At 62.1% G+C, this 21,213-nt stretch carries 26 protein-coding genes and 3 tRNA genes; 13 read left to right on the top strand and 16 right to left on the bottom strand.

From position 1 onward, the window contains the following. Positions 1-66: 66 nt before the first annotated feature. The gene (gene aceA, locus AC25MA_RS19345) at positions 67-1,392 is read right to left on the bottom strand and encodes an isocitrate lyase (protein WP_050706488.1); all 1,326 of its coding nucleotides are present in this window, start codon (positions 1,390-1,392) and stop codon (positions 67-69) included. A gap of 494 nt (positions 1,393-1,886) precedes the next feature. Beyond that, entirely contained in the window at positions 1,887-2,651 is a 765-nt protein-coding gene (locus AC25MA_RS19350; RefSeq protein WP_238348096.1) for a secretin N-terminal domain-containing protein, read from the bottom strand. A 142-nt stretch (positions 2,652-2,793) separates the two neighbouring features. Between AC25MA_RS19350 and AC25MA_RS19355 the strand changes: the two genes are divergently transcribed. The 3 genes from AC25MA_RS19355 to AC25MA_RS19365 all read left to right on the top strand — a co-directional run bounded on the left by AC25MA_RS19355 (position 2,794) and on the right by AC25MA_RS19365 (position 5,196). Then, positions 2,794-4,236, top strand: coding sequence for a SulP family inorganic anion transporter (locus tag AC25MA_RS19355; RefSeq protein WP_028692458.1), 1,443 nt, complete (start codon positions 2,794-2,796; stop codon positions 4,234-4,236). Positions 4,237-4,394: 158 nt separating this feature from the next. Continuing rightward, positions 4,395-4,471: transfer RNA gene (locus AC25MA_RS19360), tRNA-Val, on the top strand. 155 nt (positions 4,472-4,626) lie between these two features. Beyond that, on the top strand, positions 4,627-5,196 hold the full coding sequence (locus AC25MA_RS19365; protein WP_028692457.1) for an SPOR domain-containing protein: 570 nt from the start codon (positions 4,627-4,629) through the stop codon (positions 5,194-5,196). A 56-nt stretch (positions 5,197-5,252) separates the two neighbouring features. Here AC25MA_RS19365 and AC25MA_RS19370 read toward each other — a convergent pair whose 3' ends face one another. After that, positions 5,253-6,272 carry a helix-turn-helix domain-containing protein gene (locus AC25MA_RS19370; protein ID WP_197866915.1) on the bottom strand — a complete coding sequence of 340 codons (1,020 nt, stop codon included), beginning with the start codon at positions 6,270-6,272 and terminating at the stop codon, positions 5,253-5,255. A gap of 136 nt (positions 6,273-6,408) precedes the next feature. Between AC25MA_RS19370 and AC25MA_RS19375 the strand changes: the two genes are divergently transcribed. Next, on the top strand, positions 6,409-7,230 hold the full coding sequence (locus tag AC25MA_RS19375; protein ID WP_028692456.1) for a class I SAM-dependent methyltransferase: 822 nt from the start codon (positions 6,409-6,411) through the stop codon (positions 7,228-7,230). Between the two features lie 55 nt (positions 7,231-7,285). Here the strand turns inward: AC25MA_RS19375 and AC25MA_RS19380 are convergent, their stop codons facing one another. From AC25MA_RS19380 to AC25MA_RS19395, 4 genes are all read right to left on the bottom strand, one after another. Then, on the bottom strand, positions 7,286-8,053 hold the full coding sequence (locus AC25MA_RS19380) for an SDR family oxidoreductase (protein ID WP_028692455.1): 768 nt from the start codon (positions 8,051-8,053) through the stop codon (positions 7,286-7,288). Between the two features lie 27 nt (positions 8,054-8,080). After that, positions 8,081-9,148, bottom strand: a complete 1,068-nt coding sequence (locus tag AC25MA_RS19385) for a phosphotransferase family protein (RefSeq protein WP_197866916.1) — start codon at positions 9,146-9,148, stop codon at positions 8,081-8,083. A 196-nt stretch (positions 9,149-9,344) separates the two neighbouring features. Further along, positions 9,345-9,662, bottom strand: coding sequence for an SCP2 sterol-binding domain-containing protein (locus tag AC25MA_RS19390; protein WP_028692453.1), 318 nt, complete (start codon positions 9,660-9,662; stop codon positions 9,345-9,347). A gap of 54 nt (positions 9,663-9,716) precedes the next feature. Further along, the gene (locus AC25MA_RS19395; RefSeq protein ID WP_062361157.1) at positions 9,717-10,430 is read right to left on the bottom strand and encodes a histidine phosphatase family protein; all 714 of its coding nucleotides are present in this window, start codon (positions 10,428-10,430) and stop codon (positions 9,717-9,719) included. Positions 10,431-10,629: 199 nt separating this feature from the next. On the opposite strand from AC25MA_RS19395, the gene sohB reads away from it, so the two are divergent. The 3 genes from sohB to AC25MA_RS19410 all read left to right on the top strand — a co-directional run bounded on the left by sohB (position 10,630) and on the right by AC25MA_RS19410 (position 12,241). Next, on the top strand, positions 10,630-11,646 hold the full coding sequence (gene sohB, locus AC25MA_RS19400; protein ID WP_028692451.1) for a protease SohB: 1,017 nt from the start codon (positions 10,630-10,632) through the stop codon (positions 11,644-11,646). Positions 11,647-11,790: 144 nt separating this feature from the next. Beyond that, positions 11,791-11,864 (top strand) — tRNA-Cys (locus AC25MA_RS19405). Positions 11,865-12,025: 161 nt separating this feature from the next. Further along, the gene (locus AC25MA_RS19410; protein WP_486972319.1) at positions 12,026-12,241 is read left to right on the top strand and encodes a hypothetical protein; all 216 of its coding nucleotides are present in this window, start codon (positions 12,026-12,028) and stop codon (positions 12,239-12,241) included. Positions 12,242-12,310: 69 nt separating this feature from the next. Here AC25MA_RS19410 and AC25MA_RS19415 read toward each other — a convergent pair whose 3' ends face one another. Both AC25MA_RS19415 and AC25MA_RS19420 read right to left on the bottom strand, forming a co-directional pair. Continuing rightward, the gene (locus tag AC25MA_RS19415; protein ID WP_062361201.1) at positions 12,311-12,517 is read right to left on the bottom strand and encodes a DUF6434 domain-containing protein; all 207 of its coding nucleotides are present in this window, start codon (positions 12,515-12,517) and stop codon (positions 12,311-12,313) included. A gap of 88 nt (positions 12,518-12,605) precedes the next feature. After that, positions 12,606-13,502: a LysR family transcriptional regulator gene (locus AC25MA_RS19420; RefSeq protein WP_486972320.1), complete on the bottom strand. Its 897-nt coding sequence runs from the start codon at positions 13,500-13,502 to the stop codon at positions 12,606-12,608. A 111-nt stretch (positions 13,503-13,613) separates the two neighbouring features. Between AC25MA_RS19420 and AC25MA_RS19425 the strand changes: the two genes are divergently transcribed. Then, a complete protein-coding gene (locus AC25MA_RS19425; protein WP_028692447.1) occupies positions 13,614-14,264 on the top strand; it encodes a DsbA family protein in 651 nt (216 codons plus the stop codon). After that, positions 14,261-14,653, top strand: a complete 393-nt coding sequence (locus AC25MA_RS19430; RefSeq protein ID WP_028692446.1) for a nuclear transport factor 2 family protein — start codon at positions 14,261-14,263, stop codon at positions 14,651-14,653. Before AC25MA_RS19425 ends, AC25MA_RS19430 begins: the two co-directional genes overlap by 4 nt. 66 nt (positions 14,654-14,719) lie before the next feature. Here AC25MA_RS19430 and AC25MA_RS19435 read toward each other — a convergent pair whose 3' ends face one another. Together AC25MA_RS19435 and AC25MA_RS19440 are read right to left on the bottom strand one after the other, a co-directional pair. After that, complete coding sequence (locus AC25MA_RS19435) at positions 14,720-15,439, bottom strand: META and DUF4377 domain-containing protein (protein WP_230962652.1); 720 nt, start codon at positions 15,437-15,439, stop codon at positions 14,720-14,722. 336 nt (positions 15,440-15,775) lie between these two features. Continuing rightward, positions 15,776-16,132 (bottom strand): hypothetical protein, encoded by a 357-nt coding sequence (locus tag AC25MA_RS19440; RefSeq protein WP_028692444.1) that lies wholly within the window; start codon positions 16,130-16,132, stop codon positions 15,776-15,778. A gap of 184 nt (positions 16,133-16,316) precedes the next feature. Here AC25MA_RS19440 and AC25MA_RS19445 point away from each other — a divergent pair, with 184 nt between their 5' ends. Beyond that, entirely contained in the window at positions 16,317-16,742 is a 426-nt protein-coding gene (locus AC25MA_RS19445) for an anti-virulence regulator CigR family protein (protein WP_028692443.1), read from the top strand. 233 nt (positions 16,743-16,975) lie between these two features. On the opposite strand, the gene AC25MA_RS19450 is transcribed toward AC25MA_RS19445, so the two are convergent. Together AC25MA_RS19450 and AC25MA_RS19455 are read right to left on the bottom strand one after the other, a co-directional pair. Continuing rightward, positions 16,976-17,407 carry a hypothetical protein gene (locus tag AC25MA_RS19450; RefSeq protein ID WP_062361166.1) on the bottom strand — a complete coding sequence of 144 codons (432 nt, stop codon included), beginning with the start codon at positions 17,405-17,407 and terminating at the stop codon, positions 16,976-16,978. A 144-nt stretch (positions 17,408-17,551) separates the two neighbouring features. Next, complete coding sequence (locus tag AC25MA_RS19455) at positions 17,552-18,226, bottom strand: polysaccharide lyase family 7 protein (RefSeq protein WP_062361168.1); 675 nt, start codon at positions 18,224-18,226, stop codon at positions 17,552-17,554. 238 nt (positions 18,227-18,464) lie between these two features. Here AC25MA_RS19455 and AC25MA_RS19460 point away from each other — a divergent pair, with 238 nt between their 5' ends. Then, positions 18,465-18,653, top strand: a complete 189-nt coding sequence (locus AC25MA_RS19460) for a hypothetical protein (RefSeq protein WP_263155744.1) — start codon at positions 18,465-18,467, stop codon at positions 18,651-18,653. Between the two features lie 17 nt (positions 18,654-18,670). Here the strand turns inward: AC25MA_RS19460 and AC25MA_RS19465 are convergent, their stop codons facing one another. The 3 genes from AC25MA_RS19465 to AC25MA_RS19475 form a co-directional block, all read right to left on the bottom strand. Beyond that, positions 18,671-19,084, bottom strand: a complete 414-nt coding sequence (locus tag AC25MA_RS19465) for a DoxX family protein (protein WP_028692439.1) — start codon at positions 19,082-19,084, stop codon at positions 18,671-18,673. Positions 19,085-19,189: 105 nt separating this feature from the next. Next, a tRNA-Leu gene (locus AC25MA_RS19470) sits at positions 19,190-19,274 on the bottom strand. A gap of 92 nt (positions 19,275-19,366) precedes the next feature. Continuing rightward, positions 19,367-19,579, bottom strand: a complete 213-nt coding sequence (locus tag AC25MA_RS19475) for a hypothetical protein (protein ID WP_036986661.1) — start codon at positions 19,577-19,579, stop codon at positions 19,367-19,369. A 103-nt stretch (positions 19,580-19,682) separates the two neighbouring features. Between AC25MA_RS19475 and AC25MA_RS19480 the strand changes: the two genes are divergently transcribed. Then, a complete protein-coding gene (locus tag AC25MA_RS19480; RefSeq protein WP_028692437.1) occupies positions 19,683-19,967 on the top strand; it encodes a hypothetical protein in 285 nt (94 codons plus the stop codon). A 79-nt stretch (positions 19,968-20,046) separates the two neighbouring features. Further along, on the top strand, positions 20,047-21,207 hold the full coding sequence (locus tag AC25MA_RS19485; protein ID WP_036986660.1) for a two-component system sensor histidine kinase NtrB: 1,161 nt from the start codon (positions 20,047-20,049) through the stop codon (positions 21,205-21,207). The last annotated feature ends 6 nt before the right edge of the window (positions 21,208-21,213 follow it).

The raw sequence follows: 21,213 nt of genomic DNA on the forward strand, positions 1-21,213 counted from the left end.
CTGAAAACAATGAAGAAGGCCCGGAATCCTCGCGAATCCCGGGCCTTGCTCAACAGCTCACTGCGCTCAGTGGAACTGCTCTTCCTCGGTCGAACCGGTCAGTGCGGTCACCGACGAGGCGCCACCCTGGATCACGGTGGTCATGTCGTCGAAGTAGCCGGTACCGACTTCCTGCTGGTGCGCCACGAAGGTGTAGCCTTTGCTCGCGTCGGCGAATTCCTGCTCCTGCAGCTTCACGTAGGCGGTCATGTCGTTGCGGGCGTAGTCGTGCGCCAGGTTGAACATGCCGTGCCACATGTTGTGGATGCCGGCCAGGGTGATGAACTGGTGCTTGTAGCCCATGGCCGACAGCTCGCGCTGGAACTTGGCGATGGTGGCGTCGTCCAGATTCTTCTTCCAGTTGAAGGAAGGCGAGCAGTTGTACGACAGGATCTGGTCTGGGTATTCCTTCTTGATCGCCTCGGCGAAGCGACGGGCTTCTTCCAGGTCCGGCTTGGCGGTTTCACACCAGATCAGGTCGGCGTACGGGGCGTAGGCCAGGCCGCGGGCGATGGCCTGGTCGAGGCCGGCGCGCACCTTGTAGAAGCCTTCACGGGTACGCTCGCCGATCACGAACGGCTGGTCGTACGGGTCGCAGTCGCTGGTCAGCAGGTCGGCGGCGTTGGCGTCGGTACGGGCCAGGATGATGGTCGGCACACCCGAGACGTCGGCGGCCAGACGCGCTGCAACCAGCTTCTGCACGGCTTCCTGGGTCGGCACCAGGACCTTGCCGCCCATGTGGCCGCATTTTTTCACCGAGGCCAGCTGGTCTTCGAAGTGCACGCCGGCGGCGCCCGCTTCAATCATGTTCTTCATCAGCTCGTAGGCGTTCAGCACGCCGCCGAAACCGGCTTCGGCGTCAGCCACGATCGGTGCGAAGTAGTCGATGTAGCCATCGTCGCCCGGGTTCTTGCCGGCTTTCCACTGGATCTGGTCGGCGCGGCGGAAGGCGTTGTTGATGCGCTTGACCACGGTTGGTACCGAGTCGACCGGGTACAGCGACTGGTCGGGGTACATCGACTCGGCCGAGTTGTTGTCGGCGGCAACTTGCCAGCCGGACAGGTAGATGGCCTGGATGCCAGCTTTTACCTGCTGCACTGCCTGGCCACCGGTCAGGGCGCCCATGCAGTTGACGAAATCTTTTTCTGGGCGGAAGGATGGGTGGGCACCTTCGGTGACCAGCTTCCACAGTTTTTCTGCGCCTTGGCGAGCAAAGGTGTGCTCTGGCTGCAGCGAGCCACGCAGGCGAACGACATCAGCGGCGGTGTAGGTACGGGTCACGCCTTTCCAGCGCGGGTTTTCGGCCCAGTCTTTCTCGAGGGCTGCAATTTGCTGTTCGCGTGTCAGTGCCATGGAAATAAACCTCGTCGCATCGATCTTGAGTGTAATTGTGCTGATGCTCGGATACGCGGATCAGAAGCCAGGCGGCTGTCCTGTCCGGGGGCGTGCGGCGGCGAACGCAGAAGGCTCGAAGGGGGAAGGGGTGTGCGGCCAGGCGAAGGTGTGCCCTGCAGGTCGGCTCGTGGTTGCCTTGCTGCGGTGCGACGCGATTGCCAGAACTGCGGTGATGCGCTTCCGTCCCTCGGGACAACTTCTTCGTTGCAGTCGCAATCCCGTCGAACCGCCTTGTGGGCCGTATGGACACGAGGTGCCTCCACGGTGGGAGGAGCGCACCTCGAAGACCCTTGCCAGGGCCTCTGATTAGCGGGAGCGAGGCCATCATGCCCTTGGCGAAAAGAGCCTGTCAAATGTTTTGTAGTGCTTTTTTCTGCTTACTACATCTTTGGTCTAATGCGACTTGGCGGTCAGTTTCAAGGCCTTTGGTCGAGGCCTTGAATTGCCTGGGTTCAGTCGAGAAGGTCGACTTTGACGCGCAGAGTCATGTTTTCACCGCGCTGAGTGCTGTAACTGAGGCTTGAAGCGCTGCGTTCGGATTGGCTCTGCTGGTTGAACCCGGCCAGGGTGATCCACTCGCCGAGCTTGCCGGTGACGGTCGTGTCGGTGCTTTGAACTTTCACTACATCGGCACGTTCCTGACTCATTCGATCATTATTGGTGCTGATTTGCAGACGAACCGTGTCGCCGCTCAGGCGTGGCGTGACGTAGAAGCCTTGGGTGACATTGCGGTATTCGGTGTTGCTCTGGAGGCGCCCGTAACCATCGGTTTCGGTGCTGGTGACGGGAATGCTCTGGCCCACCTGGATCAGTGCCGGCTGCCCGTCGCTGGCCTGCACCTGCTGCATGCCGCCTTCGCGATTGGCTGTGCCGTAGCGGATCACGCGGGCGTTGCCGTGGTTGTCCTGGAAGTTGCTGTCGTTGTTGTCGACGCTGATCAGCAGGCGCTTGGGCGCGGTGTCGAGCTGTTGCAGCAGGGCGCGCAGATCGTCGATGCGTTCCTGGCTGGCGTTGACGATCAGCTTGTCCTCGAAGGTGCTGACGCTGCCGTCCTTGCCCAGGAACGACTGGGCGGCGGGCAGCAGTTCGGCGCTGCTGCGGTGTTGCAGGGGGATGACCTCGGTGGCGGCCTGGGCGGTGAGGCTGGCGGCCAGCAGCAGGGAGGCGAGCAGGGGGCGTAGCGGCATGTCCATGATCTCCGCGGGTGGAATGGACATGATGGCAAATTTGCGTGCAACTTGCCGTGCGGATTGGCGGTGGCTGCTGTCAGACAAAATCCGTAACATCGCGCCCTCGATTTTCAGGCTCATTACTCAAGTCTCCACAGCGTGGGAGCTTGAGGTTGTCTACAGGACCTCCATGAAACCCGCCCGACTACGCGCCGACCTGCTCGCCGGCCTCACCACTTCGTTCGCCTTGGTGCCGGAGTGCATCGCCTTTGCCCTGGTGGCACACCTCAACCCGCTCATGGGGCTGTATGGTGCCTTCATTATCTGCACCCTGACCGCCTTGTTCGGCGGTCGTCCCGGCATGATCTCCGGCGCCGCCGGCTCCATGGCGGTGGTGATCGTCGCCCTGGTGGTGCAGCACGGCGCCCAGTATCTGCTGGCCACGGTGCTGCTCGGCGGTGTGGTGATGATCCTGTTCGGCGCGCTGCGCCTGGGCAAGCTGGTGCGACTGGTGCCTTACCCGGTGATGCTCGGCTTCGTCAACGGCCTGGCCATCGTCATCGCCCTGGCCCAGCTGGAGCACTTCAAGGACGGCGAGCACTGGCTTGGCGGGACGCCGCTGTACCTGATGATCGGCTTGGTGGCGCTGACCATGCTGGTGGTCTACGTCCTGCCAAAGCTGACTCGTGCGGTGCCACCGGCGTTGGTCGCGATCCTCGGTGTCGGTCTGCTGGTCTATCTGCTCGGCCTGCCGACCCGTACCCTCGGCGACATGGCGCACATCGCCGGCGGCCTGCCGATCCTGGCCTTGCCGCAGGTGCCATGGAACCTGGAAACCCTCAAGATCATTGCTCCCTATGCAGTGCTGATGGCCATGGTCGGCCTGCTGGAAACCCTGCTGACCCTCAACCTCACCGACGAGATCACCGAGAGCCGCGGCTATCCGGACCGCGAGTGTGTGGCGCTGGGCGCGGCCAACATGGTCTCGGGCCTGTGCGGTGGCATGGGCGGCTGCGCGATGATCGGCCAGACCGTGATCAACCTCAGTTCCAATGGCCGTGGGCGCCTGTCGGGCGTGGTGGCCGGGGTGATGATCCTGCTGTTCATCCTGTTCCTGTCGCCGCTGATCGAGCGCATTCCGCTGGCGGCGCTGGTGGGGGTGATGTTCGTGGTGGCCCAGCAGACCTTCGCCTGGGCCTCCCTGCGGGTGCTGCACAAGGTGCCGGTAAGTGATGTGCTGGCGATTATCGCCGTGACCGTGGTCACGGTGTTCACTGACCTGGCCACGGCGGTACTGTTCGGCATCGTCATCGCCGCGATCAACTTCGCCTGGCAGCATGCGCGGGAGTTGTATGCCGACAGTCATGTGGACGGCGAGGGCAGCAAGCATTACCAGGTCCATGGCACGCTGTTCTTCGCCTCGACCACGCCGTTTCTCAACCAGTTCGATCCGGCCAATGATCCGGCCAGGGTCACCCTGGACTGCCAGCACCTGAGCTTTGTCGATTATTCTGCGGTGGCGGCGCTGAAGACCTTGCGCGAGCGGTATGCCAAGGCAGGTAAGCAGTTGCGGGTGGTGCACTTGTCGGAGCGTTGCAGGAAGCTGCTCAGGCGTGCGGGGGAGCAGCACTGAGTGTGTGCTGGCGAGCAGGATTGTTGTAGAGGGTCTTGGGCCTGGGCACTGCGCGTCCAAGCAGAGGTCGCGTTAAGCTGATTCGCAAAGTTTTTGATTTTTTTGAAAAAACCGCTTTACAGACGCACGATCGATGACTAATATGCGCCCCACACGACAGGCACATAGCTCAGTTGGTTAGAGCACCACCTTGACATGGTGGGGGTCGTTGGTTCGAGTCCAATTGTGCCTACCAAACCTGAAGAGGGCGATCCGTAAGGATCGCCCTTTTTGCTTTGTGCCGTTCCACCGTTGCCGACATACGCTGCAACCTTCCACCTTCGCCTCATCCCTGCGGCCGAGCTGTCCGCTCATGTTAGAATCCGCCCCTTCGAATCTGGAGGTACAGGCGTGCGCAAACTGGCGGTGGTAATGGCGGTGTTGGCCCTGGCGGGCTGTAACAACGAGGTCGAAGGCGTACACAAGCAGGTGGCCGAACACCTGAACAACCCCAAGACGGCCAAGTTCGCCAACGTGCGCTTCGACACCCAGGGCTCTATCTGCGGCCAGGTGCGTGGCAAGGACGACGCCGGGCAGTACGAAGCGTATCGCAGCTACGTGGCGATCAAGCATGATGGGCAATACGAAATCCTCATCGACGAGACCGGCAACAACCTGCGCATTCGTGAAGTCTGCGGGGGCGCCGACCTGCAGCGTCGCGCCGAGGCCCTGGCCGACCAGCCGGCGCCGGAGGGCTGGGACGTGGAGGTGATCCAGGGGCCGAACATGGGCGCCCTGACCGACATGACCGCGCGCCTGATCGAGAAGGGCATTCCGTCCTGGGTCGAATACCGCGAGGGCAAGCCGGTGGTGCTGATGGGGCCGTTCCCGGCCAAGGCCGATGCCGATGCGCGCAAGGCCGAAGTGATGGCCAAGCTGGGCACTGACTCGATCGTCATCCAGCACGGCGTCCAACGCTGATTGTCGACCGTGGCCTGGAGGCGTTGCCCAGGTTGCGGTGCGGACCGCTTCAACGGCTAGCGATCAGTGCTGATGTCCTCGAACACGCTGATCAGATGCTGCGGTTGCCCATCTGCTCGGCGTTCCAGCGAGGTGCGCGCCCGCACCCAGATATAGTGCCCGTCCTTGTGGCGCACGCGTTTCTGCACCTCGTAACGGTCGATCTCGCCGGCCAGCATGCGCCTCAGTAGCGCCAGGTTGTCCGGCAGGTCGTCGGGGTGGGTGATCTGCTGGAAGGTCGTGCCGTACAGTTCGTCTTCACTGTACCCCAGCAGCTCGCAAAAACTGCCGTTGACCCGCTGCCAGCTGCCATCTGGGTCGATGTAGGCCAGCGCGCCCCAGGCCAGTTCGAAGATGGTGCGAAAACGCGCTTCGCTCTGGCGCAGCTCCTCTTCGGCCACCTTGCGCTCGGTGTTATCCATGCTGATGCCGACCATTTTCACCGGGCGCCCGCCACTGTCGCGCAATACCGTGGCGCGCGAGGCGATCCAGCGCTGGCCGCCGTCGGGGCGGGTGATGCGAAAATCGCATTCGCAGCCGGTGCCGTCGGCCACCGCCTGGGCATACATGCCCTGCATGTGTTGGGCGTCATCGACATGGATGTGTTCCCAGAAGTCCTCGTTACGACGCAACGGCCAGCCATACACCGCCTCGACGTTGGGCGAGTAGGTCACTTCGTCGGTGACCAGGTTCCATTCCCAGGTGACGATGCGCGCGCCCTCCTGGGCCAGCTTCATGCGCGTCTCGCTTTCCATGATCTCGGCGGTGTAGCGGCGGCGCACGTCGGTCATCGGCAGCTCGACCACCTCGGCCTGCTGCACGCTGTGCAGGGCCTCCTCGCCGTAGCGCAGCCAGATCCAGTTGACCTTGAGCAGGTCGGCCAGGCGGCGCAGGTTGTCGTAGTCGATCTCGCCGCCGCGGGTCCACTTGTGCACCGCGGTGCGCGAGATTCCCAGCGCCGTGCCCACGGCTTGCAGGGTCAGCTTGTGGTGTTCGAGCAGTTCCTTGAGGCGAAAGGCGAAGCTGTTTTCGGTCATGGGCGCTGGATCCTTGGGCGGGCACGAAGGGGGCAGTATACCCGAGCTGTCAACTTGAGGTTGACGGGGTGGTTGCCGGGCATGTCGGGGCCGGTTAACGTGGCGCCTGACTCACTCAGGACAGGGAAGCACCGCAATGAGCCGATCACTGGAACTCAACCGCGCCAGCTGGGACGAGCGCGCGCCCCTGCACGCCGCCTCCGGGGACTACGAAGTCGAGCGCTTCGTCGCCGAGCCCGGGCATCTGTCCGAGGTGGTGCGTTTCGACCTGCCGCGTCTGGGCGATATCCACGGCCTGCGCGCCGTGCACCTGCAATGCCATATCGGTACCGACACCCTGTCGCTGGCGCGCCTGGGCGCCGAGGTCTGCGGCCTGGACTTCTCCGCGGCCTCCCTGGCTCAGGCGCGCCAACTGGCCGAGCGCTGTGGTGCGGGCATCGGGTATGTCGAATCGGACGTCTATCAGGCCGCGCAGGTACTGCCTGCTGAGGCATTCGACCTGGTCTACACCGGCATCGGCGCGCTGTGCTGGCTGCCGTGCATCGAGCGCTGGGCGCAGACCGTGGCGGCTTTGCTCAAGCCGGGCGGGCGGCTGTTCCTGCGCGACGGCCACCCGATGCTGATGGCCGTGAACGAGGACCATCAGGACCGCCTGCAACTGGAGTATCCGTACTTCGAGCGCGAGGCGCCGACGGTGTGGCACAGCGACGAGACCTACGTCGAGACCGACCAGGCGCTGACTCAGACCGAAACTCATGAGTGGAACCATGGCCTGGGCGAGGTGATCACCGCGTTGCTGAACAATGGCCTGCGCATTACCGGCCTGGAAGAGCACCAGAGCATTCCCTGGGAAGCGCTGCCGGGGCAGATGACGCTGGGCGATGACGGCGAGTGGCGCCTGAACGAGGCGCCGTGGCGGTTGCCGCTGAGCTATACGCTGCAGGCGGTGAAGGGGTAGGCGCTCGGACCTATGGTATGCGTCACCACCCCTTAGGAGCGTGCATGAATCCGGATCAGGACAGGAATCCACCGTCGACATTGAGCGCGGTGCCGGTGGTATAGCTGGAGGCATCACTGGCCAGGTACAGCACCGCGCCTGCCATCTCGCTCGGGTCGGCCACGCGCTTGAGCGGGATCTGCTGCAGCGCGGCGTTGCGGATGCTGTCGTTCTTCACCAGCGCCGAGGCGAACTTGGTGTCGGTCAGCCCCGGCAGCAGGGCGTTGCAGCGGATGCCGAACTGCGCGCACTCCTTGGCGAAGACCTTGGTCATGTTGATCACCGCCGCCTTGGTCACCGAGTAGATGCCCTGGAACAATCCGGGCGAGACGCCATTGATCGAGGCCACGTTGATAATGCTGCCGCCGCCGTGCTCGCGCATCAGCTTGCCGGCTTCCACCGACATGAAGAAGTAACCGCGGATATTGACGTCGACGGTCTTCTGGAACGCCCCCAGGTCGGTGTCCAGGACGTTGCAGAACTGCGGGTTGGTGGCGGCGTTGTTGACCAGGATGTCGAGGCGGCCGAACTGTTCGCGGATGGCGGCGAACACCTGCTGGATCTGCTCCATCTCGCCAATGTGACAGGCCATCGCGGTGGCCTTGCCGCCGGCGGCGACGATCGCCTCGGCCACCTGCTGGCAGCCGTCGAGCTTGCGGCTGGAAACGATCACATGGGCACCTTGCTGGGCCAGCAGGTGGGCGATGGCTTCGCCGATGCCGCGGCTGGCGCCGGAAACGAAGGCGATCTTGCCGTCGAGGTCGAACAGGTGGGTCTTGGACATGCGCATATTCCTTGTTGTCTGCCGAAGTTACAGGCTGGATTTGCCGATCAGTTGCAGGCTCATCTGCTCCAGCAGCCGGTTCATGTGGATGAACTGGGCGAAGCGCTTGTCCTGGGTCTGGCCGTGGAAGAAGCGGTAGTAGATCTGCTGGACGATGCCGGCCAGGCGGAACAGGCCGTAGCAATAATAGAAGTCGAAGTTGTCGATGCGGATGCCGGCGCGCTCGGCGTAATAGTCGACGAACTGCTGGCGAGTGAGCATGCCGGGGGCGTTGCTCGGCTGGCGGCGCATCAGTTGCACCGGCGCCGGGTCGCCCGCCTCGATCCAGTAGGCCAGGCTGTTGCCCAGGTCCATCAGCGGGTCGCCGATGGTGGCCATCTCCCAGTCCAGCACGCCGATGATGCGCATCGGATTGGCGCTGTCGAGGATGACGTTGTCGAAGCGGTAGTCGTTGTGCACGATGCCCGGGCGCGGATGGTCGGTGGGCATCTTCTCGCGCAGCCAGGCGATCACCTGCTCCCAGCGCGGCGCGTCGGGCGTCAGGGCTTTTTCATAGCGGCTGGCCCAGCCTTCGATCTGGCGCTGCACATACCCTTCCGGCTTGCCCAGGTCAGCCAGGCCGCAGGCCTGGTAGTCGACCTGGTGCAGCTCGACCAGGCGATCGATGAAGCTCTTGCACAAGGCTTCGGTGCGGCCAGCATCAAGGTCCAGTTCGGCAGGGATGTCCGAACGCAGGATGATGCCGTTGACCCGTTCCATTACATAGAACTCGCCGCCGATCAGCGATTCGTTGGTGCAGTGCACGTAGGCCTTGGGGCAATAGGGGAAGCCGGCGTTGAGCTGGTTGAGGATGCGAAACTCACGGCCCATGTCGTGGGCCGACTTGGCCTTGTGACCGAACGGTGGGCGACGCAGCACGAATTCACGATCCGGGTAGCTGACCAGGTAGGTCAGGTTGGAGGCGCCGCCGGGGAACTGGCTGATGCTCGGCGTGCCGTCGAGGTCGGGAATGTGATCCTTCAGGTACGGATCGATGACGGCCGCGTCGAGTTCTTCGCCGGGGCGTGCCTGGGTGGACTGGTCGGTGAGCGTCATGCGATTTCCTTATGATCGGTAGCAAGGACTATTGGCTAATCTAATTTCCCGTCAAAGCTGGTACAAGCGTGCCAGACATTTATTGGCCTGGGTGTTGCCGGACGATCAATCGCCCTGATGGATGGGCCTAGCGGCGGGCGAAAAAAAACCGAAGCCCGTCAGGCTTCGGTTTTTCATTGGCGATTCGCCGCGCCGATCAGGATGGGAACAGCTCGCTGAGCTTCATCGACAGCATCATGTCGCCTTCGACGCGCAGCTTGCCACCCATGAAGGCTTGCATGCCGTCGGTTTCACCGCTGACGATGCCCTTGAGGGTCTCGCTGTCCATCACCAGGGTGCAGTTGGCGTCGGCATTCTCGCCTTCCTGGATCTCGCAGGTGCCATCCTTGACCAGCAGGGCGTAGTGCTTGTCTTCATCGGTGATGTTGAAGCCGAACACCAGGTCCAGGCCGGCGGCAGCGGATGGGTTGAATTTTGCCTTCATCGCCTCGACGGCTTTAGCTACATCGCTCATGGTGTATTCCTTGTTAAGTGATATTCGCGTCCGCAAGGACACAACAGACCGGGCTCATCGGTAGGTGACGAGCTCCGGCAACCGCAACAGCCGCACATGGGCTTGGCTGTTGAAGGAAGCCAGGGTGACGTCGCGGCCCCGGAATTTCAGGTGGCTGAGCGACGTGTTGATGATCTGCCAGTTCAGGGTGAACGCCTGAGCCGGCGTGATTCCGCTCACCAGGTGAAGCAGGGCAGCGATGGTGCCGCCGGAGGTGAACAGGGCGATGTTGTCGCCGCTGGCGGCGCTGTCGAGCAGCCGTCGCAGACCATCGCCGACCCGGCCGGTGAAGGCCTGCCAGGTTTCCAGGTGTTCATCGTGGGCATGCTCGCCGTCGTGCCAGCGCTGCACCATCAGGGCGAACAGACGTTGGAACTCGCCGCGGTGCTGGGCGCCATTGCGCAGTACATGCAGGGCCTCGGGCTCTTCGGGCAGCAGGGCAGGGAGCAGGGCACGGATCACGCCGTCGGCGTCGAACTCGTTGAAGGCCGCGTCGGTCTCAATGGTCGGGACTGCCTCGCCATGTGCCTGCAGCGCGTCGAGGGCCAGGCGGGCGGTGTCCTGCTGGCGACGCAGGGTGCCGGCCAGGCAACGGTCCAGGCGCACGCCCAGCTGAGCGAGGTGCTCGCCCAGTGCCCGGCTCTGACGCTCACCGACCGGCGAGAGCACGTCGTAGTCAGCGGCACCGAAGGAGGCTTGGCCATGTCGGATCAGGTAGAGATTGCCCACGTTGAAGTCCGGCCCGGTTGGAGGTTGTTGCGAGGTTAGGTTGCCCCAGGCGGGCTGTCAACGAAAAAACATACAAGCGTTTGAAAAGGTCGTTTGAACTGTGTTGCCAGCATTTTCACCGGCTGGCAGCGGCTCTGGCGCCCCGGTATGCTTGCATCCAGTTCGCGCCGTTGCGGCGCTGGTTTATCAAGGAGTCAATGTGGAGTTTCTTGCCGAATACGCAAGCTTTCTCGCCAAAACCGCCACCCTGGTGATCGCCATCCTGGTGGTGCTGTCGGCCATCGCCGGCCTGCGTGGCAAAGGGCGGCGCAAGCCGGGCGGGCAGTTGCAGGTCACCCGTCTCAACGAGTTCTACAAGGAGCTGCGCGAGCGCCTGGAATCGGGCCTGCTCGACAAGACCCAGCTCAAGGCCCTGCGCAAGCAGCAGGCCAAGGCGGAAAAACAGCAGAAGAAAAAGCCCGAGGACAAGCGCCGGGTGTTCGTCCTCGACTTCGACGGTGACATCAAGGCCTCGGCCACCGAGAGCCTGCGCAACGAGATCACCGCGCTGCTGACACTGGCCACCCCGCGTGACGAGGTGGTGCTGCGTCTGGAGAGCGGCGGCGGTATGGTGCACAGCTACGGTCTGGCTTCCTCGCAGCTGGCGCGTATCCGCGAGGCCGGCATCCCGCTGACCATCTGCATCGACAAAGTCGCCGCCAGCGGCGGCTACATGATGGCCTGCATCGGCGAGAAGATCGTCAGTGCACCGTTCGCGGTGCTGGGCTCGATCGGCGTGGTGGCGCAGATGCCCAACGTCAACCGGCTGCTGAAGAAGCACGACATCGATTTCGAAGTGCTCACCGCCGGTGAGTACAAACGCACCCTGACCGTGTTCGGCGAGAATACCGACAAGGGCCGGGAGAAGTTCCAGGAAGACCTGGACATTACCCACCAGCTGTTCAAGGACTTCGTTGCCCGCTACCGTCCGCAGCTTCATATAGACGAAGTGGCGACCGGCGAGGTCTGGCTCGGCATCGCCGCGCTCAATCGCCAGTTGGTCGATGAGCTGGGCACCAGTGACGAGTACCTGAGCCGCAGCGCCCGCGAGGCCAATGTGTTCCACCTGCGCTTCGCCGAGCGCAAGAGCCTGCAGGAGCGCATCGGCGTGGCCGCCAGTGGGGCGGTGGAGAACACCCTGGTAGGCTTGTGGAGCAAACTAGGGCGTCTGCGCTAACACCTTGAACCCCTTGAAGATTTTTTTCTTCAAGGGGGTTGCAAGGTCCATCGAATGCCGACATAATGGCGTCCATCGAAACGCAGCTGACTTGAAAAAGCCCAGCGGTTTCAAGGGGATAGCGAAAGCTGGCTCCGACTTTGAGGCCGAGTAGCAAAGTGGTTATGCTCCGGATTGCAAATCCGTCTACGCCGGTTCGATTCCGACCTCGGCCTCCACTATTCGAAACCCCGCAGACCGCAGGTCTGCGGGGTTTTTTAATGCCTGCGAATTATTCGTCGTCCCACTATCTGGGACAAATCGTGGGACACTAAGGAAAGTGTGTGACCACCAGTAAATCCGCGGTGATCTTCTACTGGTTATTCAAGGATGAAACGCAATGAAGAAGCTCAAAGAGCTGGACGCAGCCGCCACCCGTTACCTGAGCAGGTACTCCCGCAAGCAGTTTTTCTCGATTTTCGTTGTGATTACGGCGATCAACTATTGGTGCGGCTACAACGTAGAGGGATACAAATCGATCTGGCTGGCAATGATTGGCGGCTGGTTCTTCGGTATGACCTTCGCGCCGTTCCACGCTAAAAAGGGCCAATCCTGAAGGCAGCTACTGGGTAGTGGTCTTGGGTGGTAGCAAGGGCGGCCAACGTTGGACAGCGAACCGCCTTGATCAGCCGCGTCTGCGCAGCCACTCATCCGCGACGTCCCCCATGGTGGCAGGCGCAGCGCTCTTGATCCAGGCCATGAAGGCGCGGTCGAGCTTGAAGGCCTCGCCACATTCATTAACCAGGAACTGTCGGACCTTCTGCGTATTCCGGTAGTGCCTGTCCAGCGGGGTGGTGCGGGTGATCGGCCCAGCGTGCCAGTCGAAGCTCATCTTCATTCCCTTGGATGGCCATGATCCTCGGAGCGTAGCACTGTCTGCGGCTGTGCGGGCGTGCGCTCACCTGATGGTCAGTGCCGTCTCATTGAGCCAGGCGGCTTGCCAGAAGCTCGACAAACGCCCGCACCTTGACCGGTCGAAAGCGAGCCGTTGGAAAGACTGCATGGATCTCGCCTCGGGGTAGCGACCATTGCGGCAGCACCTCGATCAGCCGGTCTGCTTGCAGGTCAGGTTCCGCCACATAGTCCGGAAGGACCGATAGCCCGGCCCCGAGCAGCGTGGCTTCGCGCACTGCCAAGGTGGCGTTGAGCGACAGGCTGGCTCTCATCTCAACCGTTTCGCGCTGTGAGGTGTCCTTGGCAAATACCCAGCGGGTTGGTTCTCGCAGCGCCAGGTTCGCCACGATCGGCAACTCGGCCAGCTCCGCTGGGGTCTGCAGTTTGTCTACCCGCGCTTGCCACTGAGGGGCGGCCACCAATCGTTGCGCAAACTGGCCGATTCGTCGGGCCTGCAGATGTTGCTCGGTAATCCAGCCAACGCGAATGGAAAGGTCCAGATCGTTGGCGCCCAGATCCAGGGTTTGGTCGCTGAAATGGGCCTCGACCTTGCACTGCGGATATCGCTGCGAGAATGCGGTGATGGCCGGCACCACGACACCGATGCCGTAATCGAAAGGGGCGGTCAGGCGTAGGGTGCCCGTCGGCTCACTGGCGGCCTCGGACAATTCTTCGAAAGCCTCTTCCGCCTCTTTGAGGATCAGAGCACAGCGGTGGTAGAACTGTTGGCCTGCCTCGGTGGTGCGGACTTTTCGCGTGCTGCGCACCAGCAGTGTGGTGCGGCAGTCGCTTTCCAGCCGCGCTACCTGCTGACTGACCACGGCCTTGGTGATGCCGAGGCGTTCGGCAGCGGCGGTGAAGGAGCCGGTCTCGACCACTGCGGTGAAGTACGCAAGCCTGTTCAGGCTGGAAGCGCCGGTCATTGATAGATCCTCAATGTATGGCTATAGCATACGGTGTGTTTATTTCGTATGTATTTAAATGTCAATGCCTGCGCGGTAGGATTTGAGGCATTCCATTTAAGGCGATCTACTATGAGCAGGACTCTGGTTTACCTCTTCGATCCACTGTGCGGCTGGTGCTACGGCGCAGCTGGACCGCTGCCTCAGGTCCTCGAGTCCACTGGCCTTGCGTTGCGCTTGGTACCGACGGGGCTGTTTTCCGGCAGCGGTGCGCGCGTCATGGATGACGACTTTGCGGCCTATGCCTGGAGCAACGACCAGCGTATCGAACGCCTGACCGGGCAAGTCTTCAGTGAACGCTATCGCGATCATGTACTCGCCGACCGTCTTCAGGCGTTCGACAGCGGCCCATCTACCCTGGCGCTCAGTGCAGTGAACCTGACAGCGCCTGAGCGCGAGTTCGAAGCGCTCAAGGCGATCCAGGCGGCGCGCTATGTCGATGGCCTGGACGTGACTCGAGTGGAGACGTTGACCGCTGTCCTGGCAAACCTGGGCTTGGATACCGCCGCCGAGCGCCTGACGCGTCCGGATTCGGCCTTGCTGCAGGTCAACGACGATCGTGTGGGGCAGGGGCGTGCCTTGCTGCGTCGTGTGGGCGGCCAAGGCGTACCGACATTCGTTCTGCAACAAGCGGACGATGCCCTGCAGTTGTTGCCTGCCAGCGCTATCTTTTCAGATCCACGAGCCTTCATTCGCGAGCTGAACGCGGGGGTAAAATCATGAGCAAGGGCAACCTGGACATCATCCGAGCCTCGTACGAAGGCTCAGCCGAACAGAATGGCCAGAATCTGCTGGCGGCGTTGGCTGCGGACGTGACCTGGACCGAGGCGGCCGGCTTTCCTTATGCCGGTACCTATGTCGGCCCCCAGGCGATCATGGAGGGTGTGTTCCATCGCCTGGCCACCGAATGGGATGGCTACCAGGCCAAGGTGCATACCTATGTGGCCGAGGACGACCGAGTTGCCGCCTTTGGCGTTTACTCGGGGACCTATCGCAAGACCGGGAAAGCGATGACCGCAACCTTTGCCCATCTGTACCGTTTGACGAACGGCAAAATTGTCAGCATGGAGCAATACGTCGACAGTGCGCAGGTCAACGCGGCGCTCACCTGAGCCGTTTCACGGTCGCCGTTGGCTTAAGGCGCAGGCCGCCGCAGAGCGGCCTGCACCGACAGGCAATTACTTGCCCGAAGCGTCCTGCTCGACCACCAGGTCAAGCACATAGACCTGCGACGAGGCGTCGGCCGGCGGGTTCTTCCATTCGTATTGCTTCACGCGCAGCACGGTGCGCACGCCGTCGCGGTGCTCGTAGCCTTCGATGGATTGGTACAGCGGGTGCCAGCTGTCCTGGGTCGCCAGTTGCAGGCCGGCGTCGTCATAGCGACGCTCGCGCACTTGCAGGCACTGGTAGTTGGGGATCAGCGGGTGGCTGCACTTGACGGTCTTGGCGGCCACTTCCAGGAACTTGATCTCGCCCTTGCTGCCATAGCGGGTCTCTGGGGTGGCTTCACCCTGGAATTTCAGCACCGAACCGTCCTGGGTGGTCAGTTGCAGCACCGGCTCCCCGGCATCGTCGGAGAAGGTGGTGCGCAGGTCGCCCTTGAACAGGCGCCCGACCTGGGCGTCCAACTCCATCAGGGGCTTATCGCAGGCCTTCAGGGTCGAGGCCAGTGATTGCACCTTCAATACGCCGTCCTTGTAGGAATAGCCGCCGAACTGGTTGTTGCAGCCGCCATTGATGTTCAGGTTACGCTCGGCGAAGTTCAGGCGCAGCTTGCCCTCGATGCCAGGCGCCATGGCGGCGATGGCCTTGCCCGACGCATCGTTGGCAGCGACCAAGTTCCAGTAGTAGGCCGAGAGTTTGGGCTGGGTTGCGGGAGAGGCGGCAGTAGCAGGCATGGAAGGCGTCCCTTCATGGGAAGTGGAAGCCGGAGCGCACGCCTGGAGCAGGGCGGCGCAGACGGCAACGAGGAGAATATTCTGTTTCATGGTTCGCTCTTTCAGCCTTGAAAAGTGGGGGGCGGCATCCTCGACAGGCGGGATGCGCGCGCCGGTAAACCGGGATATCGAGACCGTTTCAGGATCGCTTCGCGATGTGGACCTTGCCACGCCTGTGAGCGCTATCGGACGGCCTCGGCAGTAACCGATGGCAATGGGACAGCATCGATTCCATTGAGTTTCATCAACGGGGTGGCCTGCAAGTGTTGCCGGATTTTGCAGGAAAGCCAGCGCCCTCTAGACCTGCGGGCCTTTGCAGGGATATCCACTCATTTTCGCGGCCTGCAGCGCACGCTCCCTGGCCAAGGGCGTGAGTGCCCCTGCTGCATAGCCGTTCTTGATGTAAAGAAAATAGTTGCCCTGCAGGTCGTGGAAGATCCGGTAAACATCGGCAGCTCTATGGGGGGTTGGTAGCGTGACTTTATCGACCATCAGTTCGTAGCCGTCGATATCCAAACTGCCCAGCCTGGCCGTGAAGTCTGCCTCTAAGGCTGCGCGCCAGCGATTGCGCTCGTAGGTGCATGCCCAGAAGAGGGCGATCAGTACCAACAGTCCAGCGCACAGAAAGGCGATGTCGGTGAGCAGTTTCAGCATGTCGTTCCTTTGACCTATGGTCCTTCAATACCGGCCGTATGCCACTTTACCAAGTCGCAACGGGAGAGTGCGCATCCGCCGTGGTGTTGATATGCCTGATCGCTCAAGTAGGGGTATGAGAAAGCTTCTTGTCGTTGTCGTGGGCTAGGATTGCACAGACCCCAATCTGCAGAGGCAAACAGCAATGAGCAAATACCGCACCGTCATTGCCACATTGACATCCATCGCACTGGTACTGGCGCCCTGCATATCCTTCGCCGACCCGGGGAATGGCAAGGGGAAATCCCAGCAGAACCATGGCAACCCGGGGGCGGGCAAGCACGATGGTGGTCATGGCGGCCCCGTGATCGACCGTGGCGATGTGCTCGGTATCCTGGGGGGGCACCGTGACTACTGGAGTCCTGGGCCAGCGCTTCCTCCGGGTATCCAGAAGAACCTGGCGCGTGGCAAGCCTCTGCCCCCTGGCATTGCAAAGAAGCTCGATGGCCGGCTGCTGGGCCAACTGCCGCGTTATGACGGTTACGAATGGATGCAGGCGGGTGTCGACCTGATTCTGGTGGCAGTCGCCACGGGGGTGATCTACGAAGTACTCAACGGTGCTTTCGACTAGCGCGCAGGCAAAGAAAAGGCCCGCTGGGGAGGGCGGGCCAAGTGTTTCACGGATGAGTCACTACCTTGGCACGGCAGACGTGAAAATGTTGTCAATTGCCGTGGCTTTCTCGTGATCGGAGCGCCCAAAAAAGAAAACCCGCCTAAAGAGGCGGGTTGAACAGAACGTATCGAAGCCAGGTCAGTCTGCCTACGCAGATGTCAGAATTTCGTGAAGGTCATGCTGGAAGGGGCTCAGTAACCGTTACTGAATTTTTCCTCGATCTTGCGCTTCTCCATCGCGTACTGCCTCGGATCGATCTCTTCCGCGATCAGCTTGTTGTCGAGCGTATCCATCTGGCTTTTCTTCATGCGCGAGACATGGGCACGGGTGGCCTGGTAGTTGATCGACTCGGCGGCGCTGTAGCCACTGACCGGGTCCCAGAGAATCGAGAGCGGCCACAGCAGCAGGTTGGCAACGCCATAACCATAGGCCCGGCCATAGAACGAGCCGCCGCCTGGCAGCAGGCCGAGTGCCGCAGCAGCGCCCGGGCTCTTTTCTCTGACCTCGAGGTTTTGCGCACGGTAGTAGCCGAGCTCCTGTTCCTGCACGGAGTTCAGGCCGCTGGCGCACCCCGTGGTCAGGACGACAAGGGCGGCGGCGATCAGGTGACGAGCGAATGGCATTGCGGATTCCTTGGAATTTCAGTGAATTACCTCGCAATCCAGGGCGAGGCGGTGGAATCCTACCTGACATGATGGCACTTTGCCTCGAAATATTACATTCAGATGAATGGGCGACCCTGCAGTCGCGTCTTGGTTGTCTGTTCATCATCGATGGTGCAGTTCGAGCTGGCTGATGACACAGACCGAGGCATCCTCTGGTGCTGTGCGGTCGCTGAAGTCCACCTGGTTGTAGACTCCGCCGTGGAAGTTGAAGGTGCGGCTGTTCCAGGTCTTGGCCATTTGCAGCAGCCCCGTACTGCCTGTGCGGCCGTTGCAGGTGGCTGAAACCAACGCGGCCCCTGCTGCAGAAACCTCCAGGGTAATGTCGAAGGGGGTGTGCAGGGGCACATTGGCCAGGACTTCGCTGTTGATCGGCGTCACCTGATCGAAGTCCCGGCGAAAGCCGAGGGTGATCCTGCCCTTGTTCCAGAACACCTTGATCGCCGGGCTGTCGTCGTCTTTCACATGCATCTGTGCAATCACCACCTTCTGCGCCGAGTTGACCTGCTCGAGCACCATGCGCTGGTGGCTGAAATGTCGGTTGGCACTGTTCATGGCCCAATAGGTGGCTTCCTTCCACTCGCAGCGAGTGCGATGTGTGCTCTTGCTCGACGCGCCCTTGGTCGGCGCGGTCATGCGTACCGCGCCATTGTCCAGGCGTCTGACCACCTGTGGCAGGGTGGCCAGGGCCTGTGCCCCGGTGACCTCTAGGGCCAGAGGGTCGCTAGCGGATTTGGCGAGCGGTGTGGTGATGATCAGCGTGTCGATGTTCACGGCCATACGGAAACCTCCTGGATAAAAAGATCCTGCACCTATGCGAGCAGTTGAAAGGCGTCGGGTTCAGTGAGCCAGGGAGGTCCGGGCAAAAAAAGCCCGCCAGGGCGGCGGGCGAAGTGCGTTTTTGAAGGGAGAGCCTGTACCTTGCACCTTGTCGGTTAAGCCGAGGTTAAGTGCCGCGAGCATTGACCGCCCGCGCCGATGCGCCTATACAGGCGTGCCGTTGTTACCGGAGCCTGCAATGCACGACGAAGACGATCTGCCCGAACCCGAGCACGATCACCTGCTCGATCCCGAATTCCACGAAGACTACGACCCTGAGGCCGACGCTTACGGGGTGCTGGATGAAGTCGAAGAGGATGAAGAGTCACTCGACGACTTCGACGATGAGGACGACCACCCGGCCTGGCACGACGACTGCGACGATTGATGTCGCCGCCGTCACGCTCAGCGACGGTCGAGGGAGAAGCGCCCGGCGCCGGTGAGGGCCAGCAGCAGCAACCCACCGACGATGGCGAGGTTCTTCAGGAACTGGGTCATGTTGGCGCTGCGCTCGGGCTCGACCATGTTCCAGAACGGGTGCCCGAGCAGCGCGGTACCCAGCACGAACAGGGCGAACAGCAACGCCAGCGGGCGGGTGTAGAAGCCCAGGATCAGCAGTATGCCGACCAGCAGCTCCATGATCACGGCGACGGCCGCCGCCAGCATGGGCGCGGGCGCGCCCAGGGAGGTCATGTAGCCGACCGTGCCTTCGAAACCGCTCAGTTTGCTCCAGCCGGAGAGCACGAACAGGATCATCAGCAGGATGCGAGCGAGCAGCAGGATGACGTCGCGTTGACCGTCGAGCAGGCTATAGCGCATGGCGGCGCTCCAGTGGACAGGGACAAGTTCCACTCTAGCAGTTGTGTGGCGGTTTTCCGGCGGGCATGAAAAAGGCGCCGCAAGGGCGCCTTGATCGACAGAAGATGGTGCGAGTGGCGGGACTCGAACCCGCAAGGCTCACGCCGACAGATTTTAAGTCTGCTGTGTATACCAATTCCACCACACTCGCACGATAGGCCGGCGCGCTGCATAGCGGCGGGGCCTGGCAATCAGGCGCGCTTTATAACCCATTGTTATAGAAGCGTCAACTGGCCCTGGGGTTCAGGGTTCGATGCTGCGGGCAATATCGCGCATGTCGCAGGCCGAGTGGCGCAGGGCATCGACATGCCCGTCCATGGCCTGTGCATCGGCCTCGTGAACCGAGTGACGCAGGAAGCGGGCATGGCCATCCAGGGCCTGGCACAGTTCGTCGAGTTCGCTGGCGTTGCGCACCAGATCATCCTGCAGCCCTTGCATGCGAAAGTTCGAAGTCATGTCGGGTCCTCGTGGGATCGGGGCGGGGCCCACTATAGGCCAATTGACAGCATGCCGCCATTACGCCACTGTTCAGGCATTGGATCCAACGGGTCGTGTCGCCATGTCATCGCGTTCCTCCTATCCAGAGACAGCACGGCGTGTACAGCCGAAGCTGTTCTGGCGGCTGCTGTTCCTGCTTGTCTGCCTGCTGGCGGCATTCCTGTACGCCGGCTTCATGAGCCTGGGCGGCTACCTGCTGATGCTAGGGCTCGACCTGGACCACCCCGAACCTCAACGCTTCCTGGCATTGGGCGGCGGCGTGTCGATCCTGTTACTGGGACTGTGGCTGTTGAAGGTGGCGATGCCGCGCCGTCTGGTGCCGACGGTGGTGGAGCGTGAGCACTGACGATCGTCGCCTGAAGGACGGTGTCGGCGGGACTTTGGCTACGCTCAATATGTCCTTTCGCGGTGCTTGTGGAGCTTGCATGGTGTCGACAGACCGCCCCACTCATTCGGTAATGCCCGAGGCGCGCTACGAGCAATTGGTCCAGGCCGTGGTGGACTATGCCATCTACATGCTCGACCCGACCGGCCATGTGGTGTCGTGGAACGCGGGTGCGCAGCGAATCAAGGGTTATCGTGCCGATGAGGTGATCGGCCAGCATTTCTCGTTGTTCTTTACCGATCAGGACCGTTCTGAAGGGCGCCCACAACAACTGCTACGCCAGGCCCTGGAAGAAGGCAAGGCGCAGGACGAGGGCTGGCGCGTGCGCAAGGATGGCACGCAGTTCTGGGCGCTGGCGGCGCTGGATGTGATCCGTGATGAGCATGGCGAGGTCATCGGCCTGGCCAAGGTCACCCGCGACATCACCGATCGCCGCGAGTCCGCGCTGCAATTGGACGCCATGCGCGCGCAGTTGTTCCAGGCGCAGAAGCTCGAAGCCTTGGGACAACTGACCGGAGGCCTGGCCCACGATTTCAACAACCTGCTGACGATCATCATCAGTTCTGCCCGGCTGGCCTCTGGCAACCAGGATCCGGCACGCGTGCGGCGCCTGCTCGAGCATATTCTCGACGCCGGGCAGCGCGGTACCCAACTTACCCAGCAACTGCTCAGTTTTGCCCGGCATCGGCAACTGAATGTCACCAGCATCGCGCCAGCCCAGGTGATCGACACCACTCGCGGGCTGGCGGAGCACGCGTTGCCCAGGGACATCGAACTGCTGCTGCAGGTGCAGCCGGACCTGCCGCTGATCGAGGTGGACGCCGGGCAGTTGCAGATGGTCCTGCTCAACCTGGTGTTCAATGCCCGCGATGCGATCGCGACGACGGGGCAGATCCACCTGACGGCCGAAAGCGTCCGCCTGGCCGGCGAGGTGGAGGGGCTGCATGGGCGCTTCGTGCGCTTCGATGTGCGTGATGACGGGCAGGGTATCGACCCCCAGGTGTTGCCGCGCATCTTCGAGCCGTTCTTCACTACCAAGGCCTTCGGCAAGGGCACCGGTCTCGGCCTGAGCCAGGCCTATGGTTTCGCTCGTCAGAGTGATGGCGCGATCAGCGTGTCCAGCCGCCCCGGTGAAGGCACCTGCATGAGCTTGTACCTACCCGCCCGAATGGGCGACGATACCCCATCGAGCGACGGATAGACCATC

It is taken from the genome of Pseudomonas sp. P65(2024), assembly GCF_057480955.1.

What these genes read in the sequence shown, in the direction of transcription:
- AC25MA_RS19415 (WP_062361201.1), bottom strand. Translation starts at nt 12,517, where the DNA reads ATGAGCTTCGACTGGCACGCTGGGCCGATCACCCGCACCACCCCGCTG.
- AC25MA_RS19455 (WP_062361168.1), bottom strand. Translation starts at nt 18,226, where the DNA reads ATGGCCGTGAACATCGACACGCTGATCATCACCACACCGCTCGCCAAA.
- AC25MA_RS19425 (WP_028692447.1), top strand. Translation starts at nt 13,614, where the DNA reads ATGAGCAGGACTCTGGTTTACCTCTTCGATCCACTGTGCGGCTGGTGC.
- AC25MA_RS19465 (WP_028692439.1), bottom strand. Translation starts at nt 19,084, where the DNA reads ATGCGCTATAGCCTGCTCGACGGTCAACGCGACGTCATCCTGCTGCTC.
- AC25MA_RS19475 (WP_036986661.1), bottom strand. Translation starts at nt 19,579, where the DNA reads ATGACTTCGAACTTTCGCATGCAAGGGCTGCAGGATGATCTGGTGCGC.
- AC25MA_RS19350 (WP_238348096.1), bottom strand. Translation starts at nt 2,651, where the DNA reads ATGTCCATTCCACCCGCGGAGATCATGGACATGCCGCTACGCCCCCTG.
- AC25MA_RS19410 (WP_486972319.1), top strand. Translation starts at nt 12,026, where the DNA reads ATGAAGAAGCTCAAAGAGCTGGACGCAGCCGCCACCCGTTACCTGAGC.
- AC25MA_RS19355 (WP_028692458.1), top strand. Translation starts at nt 2,794, where the DNA reads ATGAAACCCGCCCGACTACGCGCCGACCTGCTCGCCGGCCTCACCACT.
- AC25MA_RS19450 (WP_062361166.1), bottom strand. Translation starts at nt 17,407, where the DNA reads ATGCCATTCGCTCGTCACCTGATCGCCGCCGCCCTTGTCGTCCTGACC.
- AC25MA_RS19460 (WP_263155744.1), top strand. Translation starts at nt 18,465, where the DNA reads ATGCACGACGAAGACGATCTGCCCGAACCCGAGCACGATCACCTGCTC.
- AC25MA_RS19380 (WP_028692455.1), bottom strand. Translation starts at nt 8,053, where the DNA reads ATGTCCAAGACCCACCTGTTCGACCTCGACGGCAAGATCGCCTTCGTT.
- AC25MA_RS19420 (WP_486972320.1), bottom strand. Translation starts at nt 13,502, where the DNA reads ATGACCGGCGCTTCCAGCCTGAACAGGCTTGCGTACTTCACCGCAGTG.
- AC25MA_RS19435 (WP_230962652.1), bottom strand. Translation starts at nt 15,439, where the DNA reads ATGCCTGCTACTGCCGCCTCTCCCGCAACCCAGCCCAAACTCTCGGCC.
- AC25MA_RS19375 (WP_028692456.1), top strand. Translation starts at nt 6,409, where the DNA reads ATGAGCCGATCACTGGAACTCAACCGCGCCAGCTGGGACGAGCGCGCG.
- AC25MA_RS19430 (WP_028692446.1), top strand. Translation starts at nt 14,261, where the DNA reads ATGAGCAAGGGCAACCTGGACATCATCCGAGCCTCGTACGAAGGCTCA.
- AC25MA_RS19385 (WP_197866916.1), bottom strand. Translation starts at nt 9,148, where the DNA reads ATGACGCTCACCGACCAGTCCACCCAGGCACGCCCCGGCGAAGAACTC.
- AC25MA_RS19390 (WP_028692453.1), bottom strand. Translation starts at nt 9,662, where the DNA reads ATGAGCGATGTAGCTAAAGCCGTCGAGGCGATGAAGGCAAAATTCAAC.
- AC25MA_RS19440 (WP_028692444.1), bottom strand. Translation starts at nt 16,132, where the DNA reads ATGCTGAAACTGCTCACCGACATCGCCTTTCTGTGCGCTGGACTGTTG.
- AC25MA_RS19370 (WP_197866915.1), bottom strand. Translation starts at nt 6,272, where the DNA reads ATGACCGAAAACAGCTTCGCCTTTCGCCTCAAGGAACTGCTCGAACAC.
- AC25MA_RS19485 (WP_036986660.1), top strand. Translation starts at nt 20,047, where the DNA reads ATGGTGTCGACAGACCGCCCCACTCATTCGGTAATGCCCGAGGCGCGC.
- AC25MA_RS19445 (WP_028692443.1), top strand. Translation starts at nt 16,317, where the DNA reads ATGAGCAAATACCGCACCGTCATTGCCACATTGACATCCATCGCACTG.
- aceA (WP_050706488.1), bottom strand. Translation starts at nt 1,392, where the DNA reads ATGGCACTGACACGCGAACAGCAAATTGCAGCCCTCGAGAAAGACTGG.
- AC25MA_RS19480 (WP_028692437.1), top strand. Translation starts at nt 19,683, where the DNA reads ATGTCATCGCGTTCCTCCTATCCAGAGACAGCACGGCGTGTACAGCCG.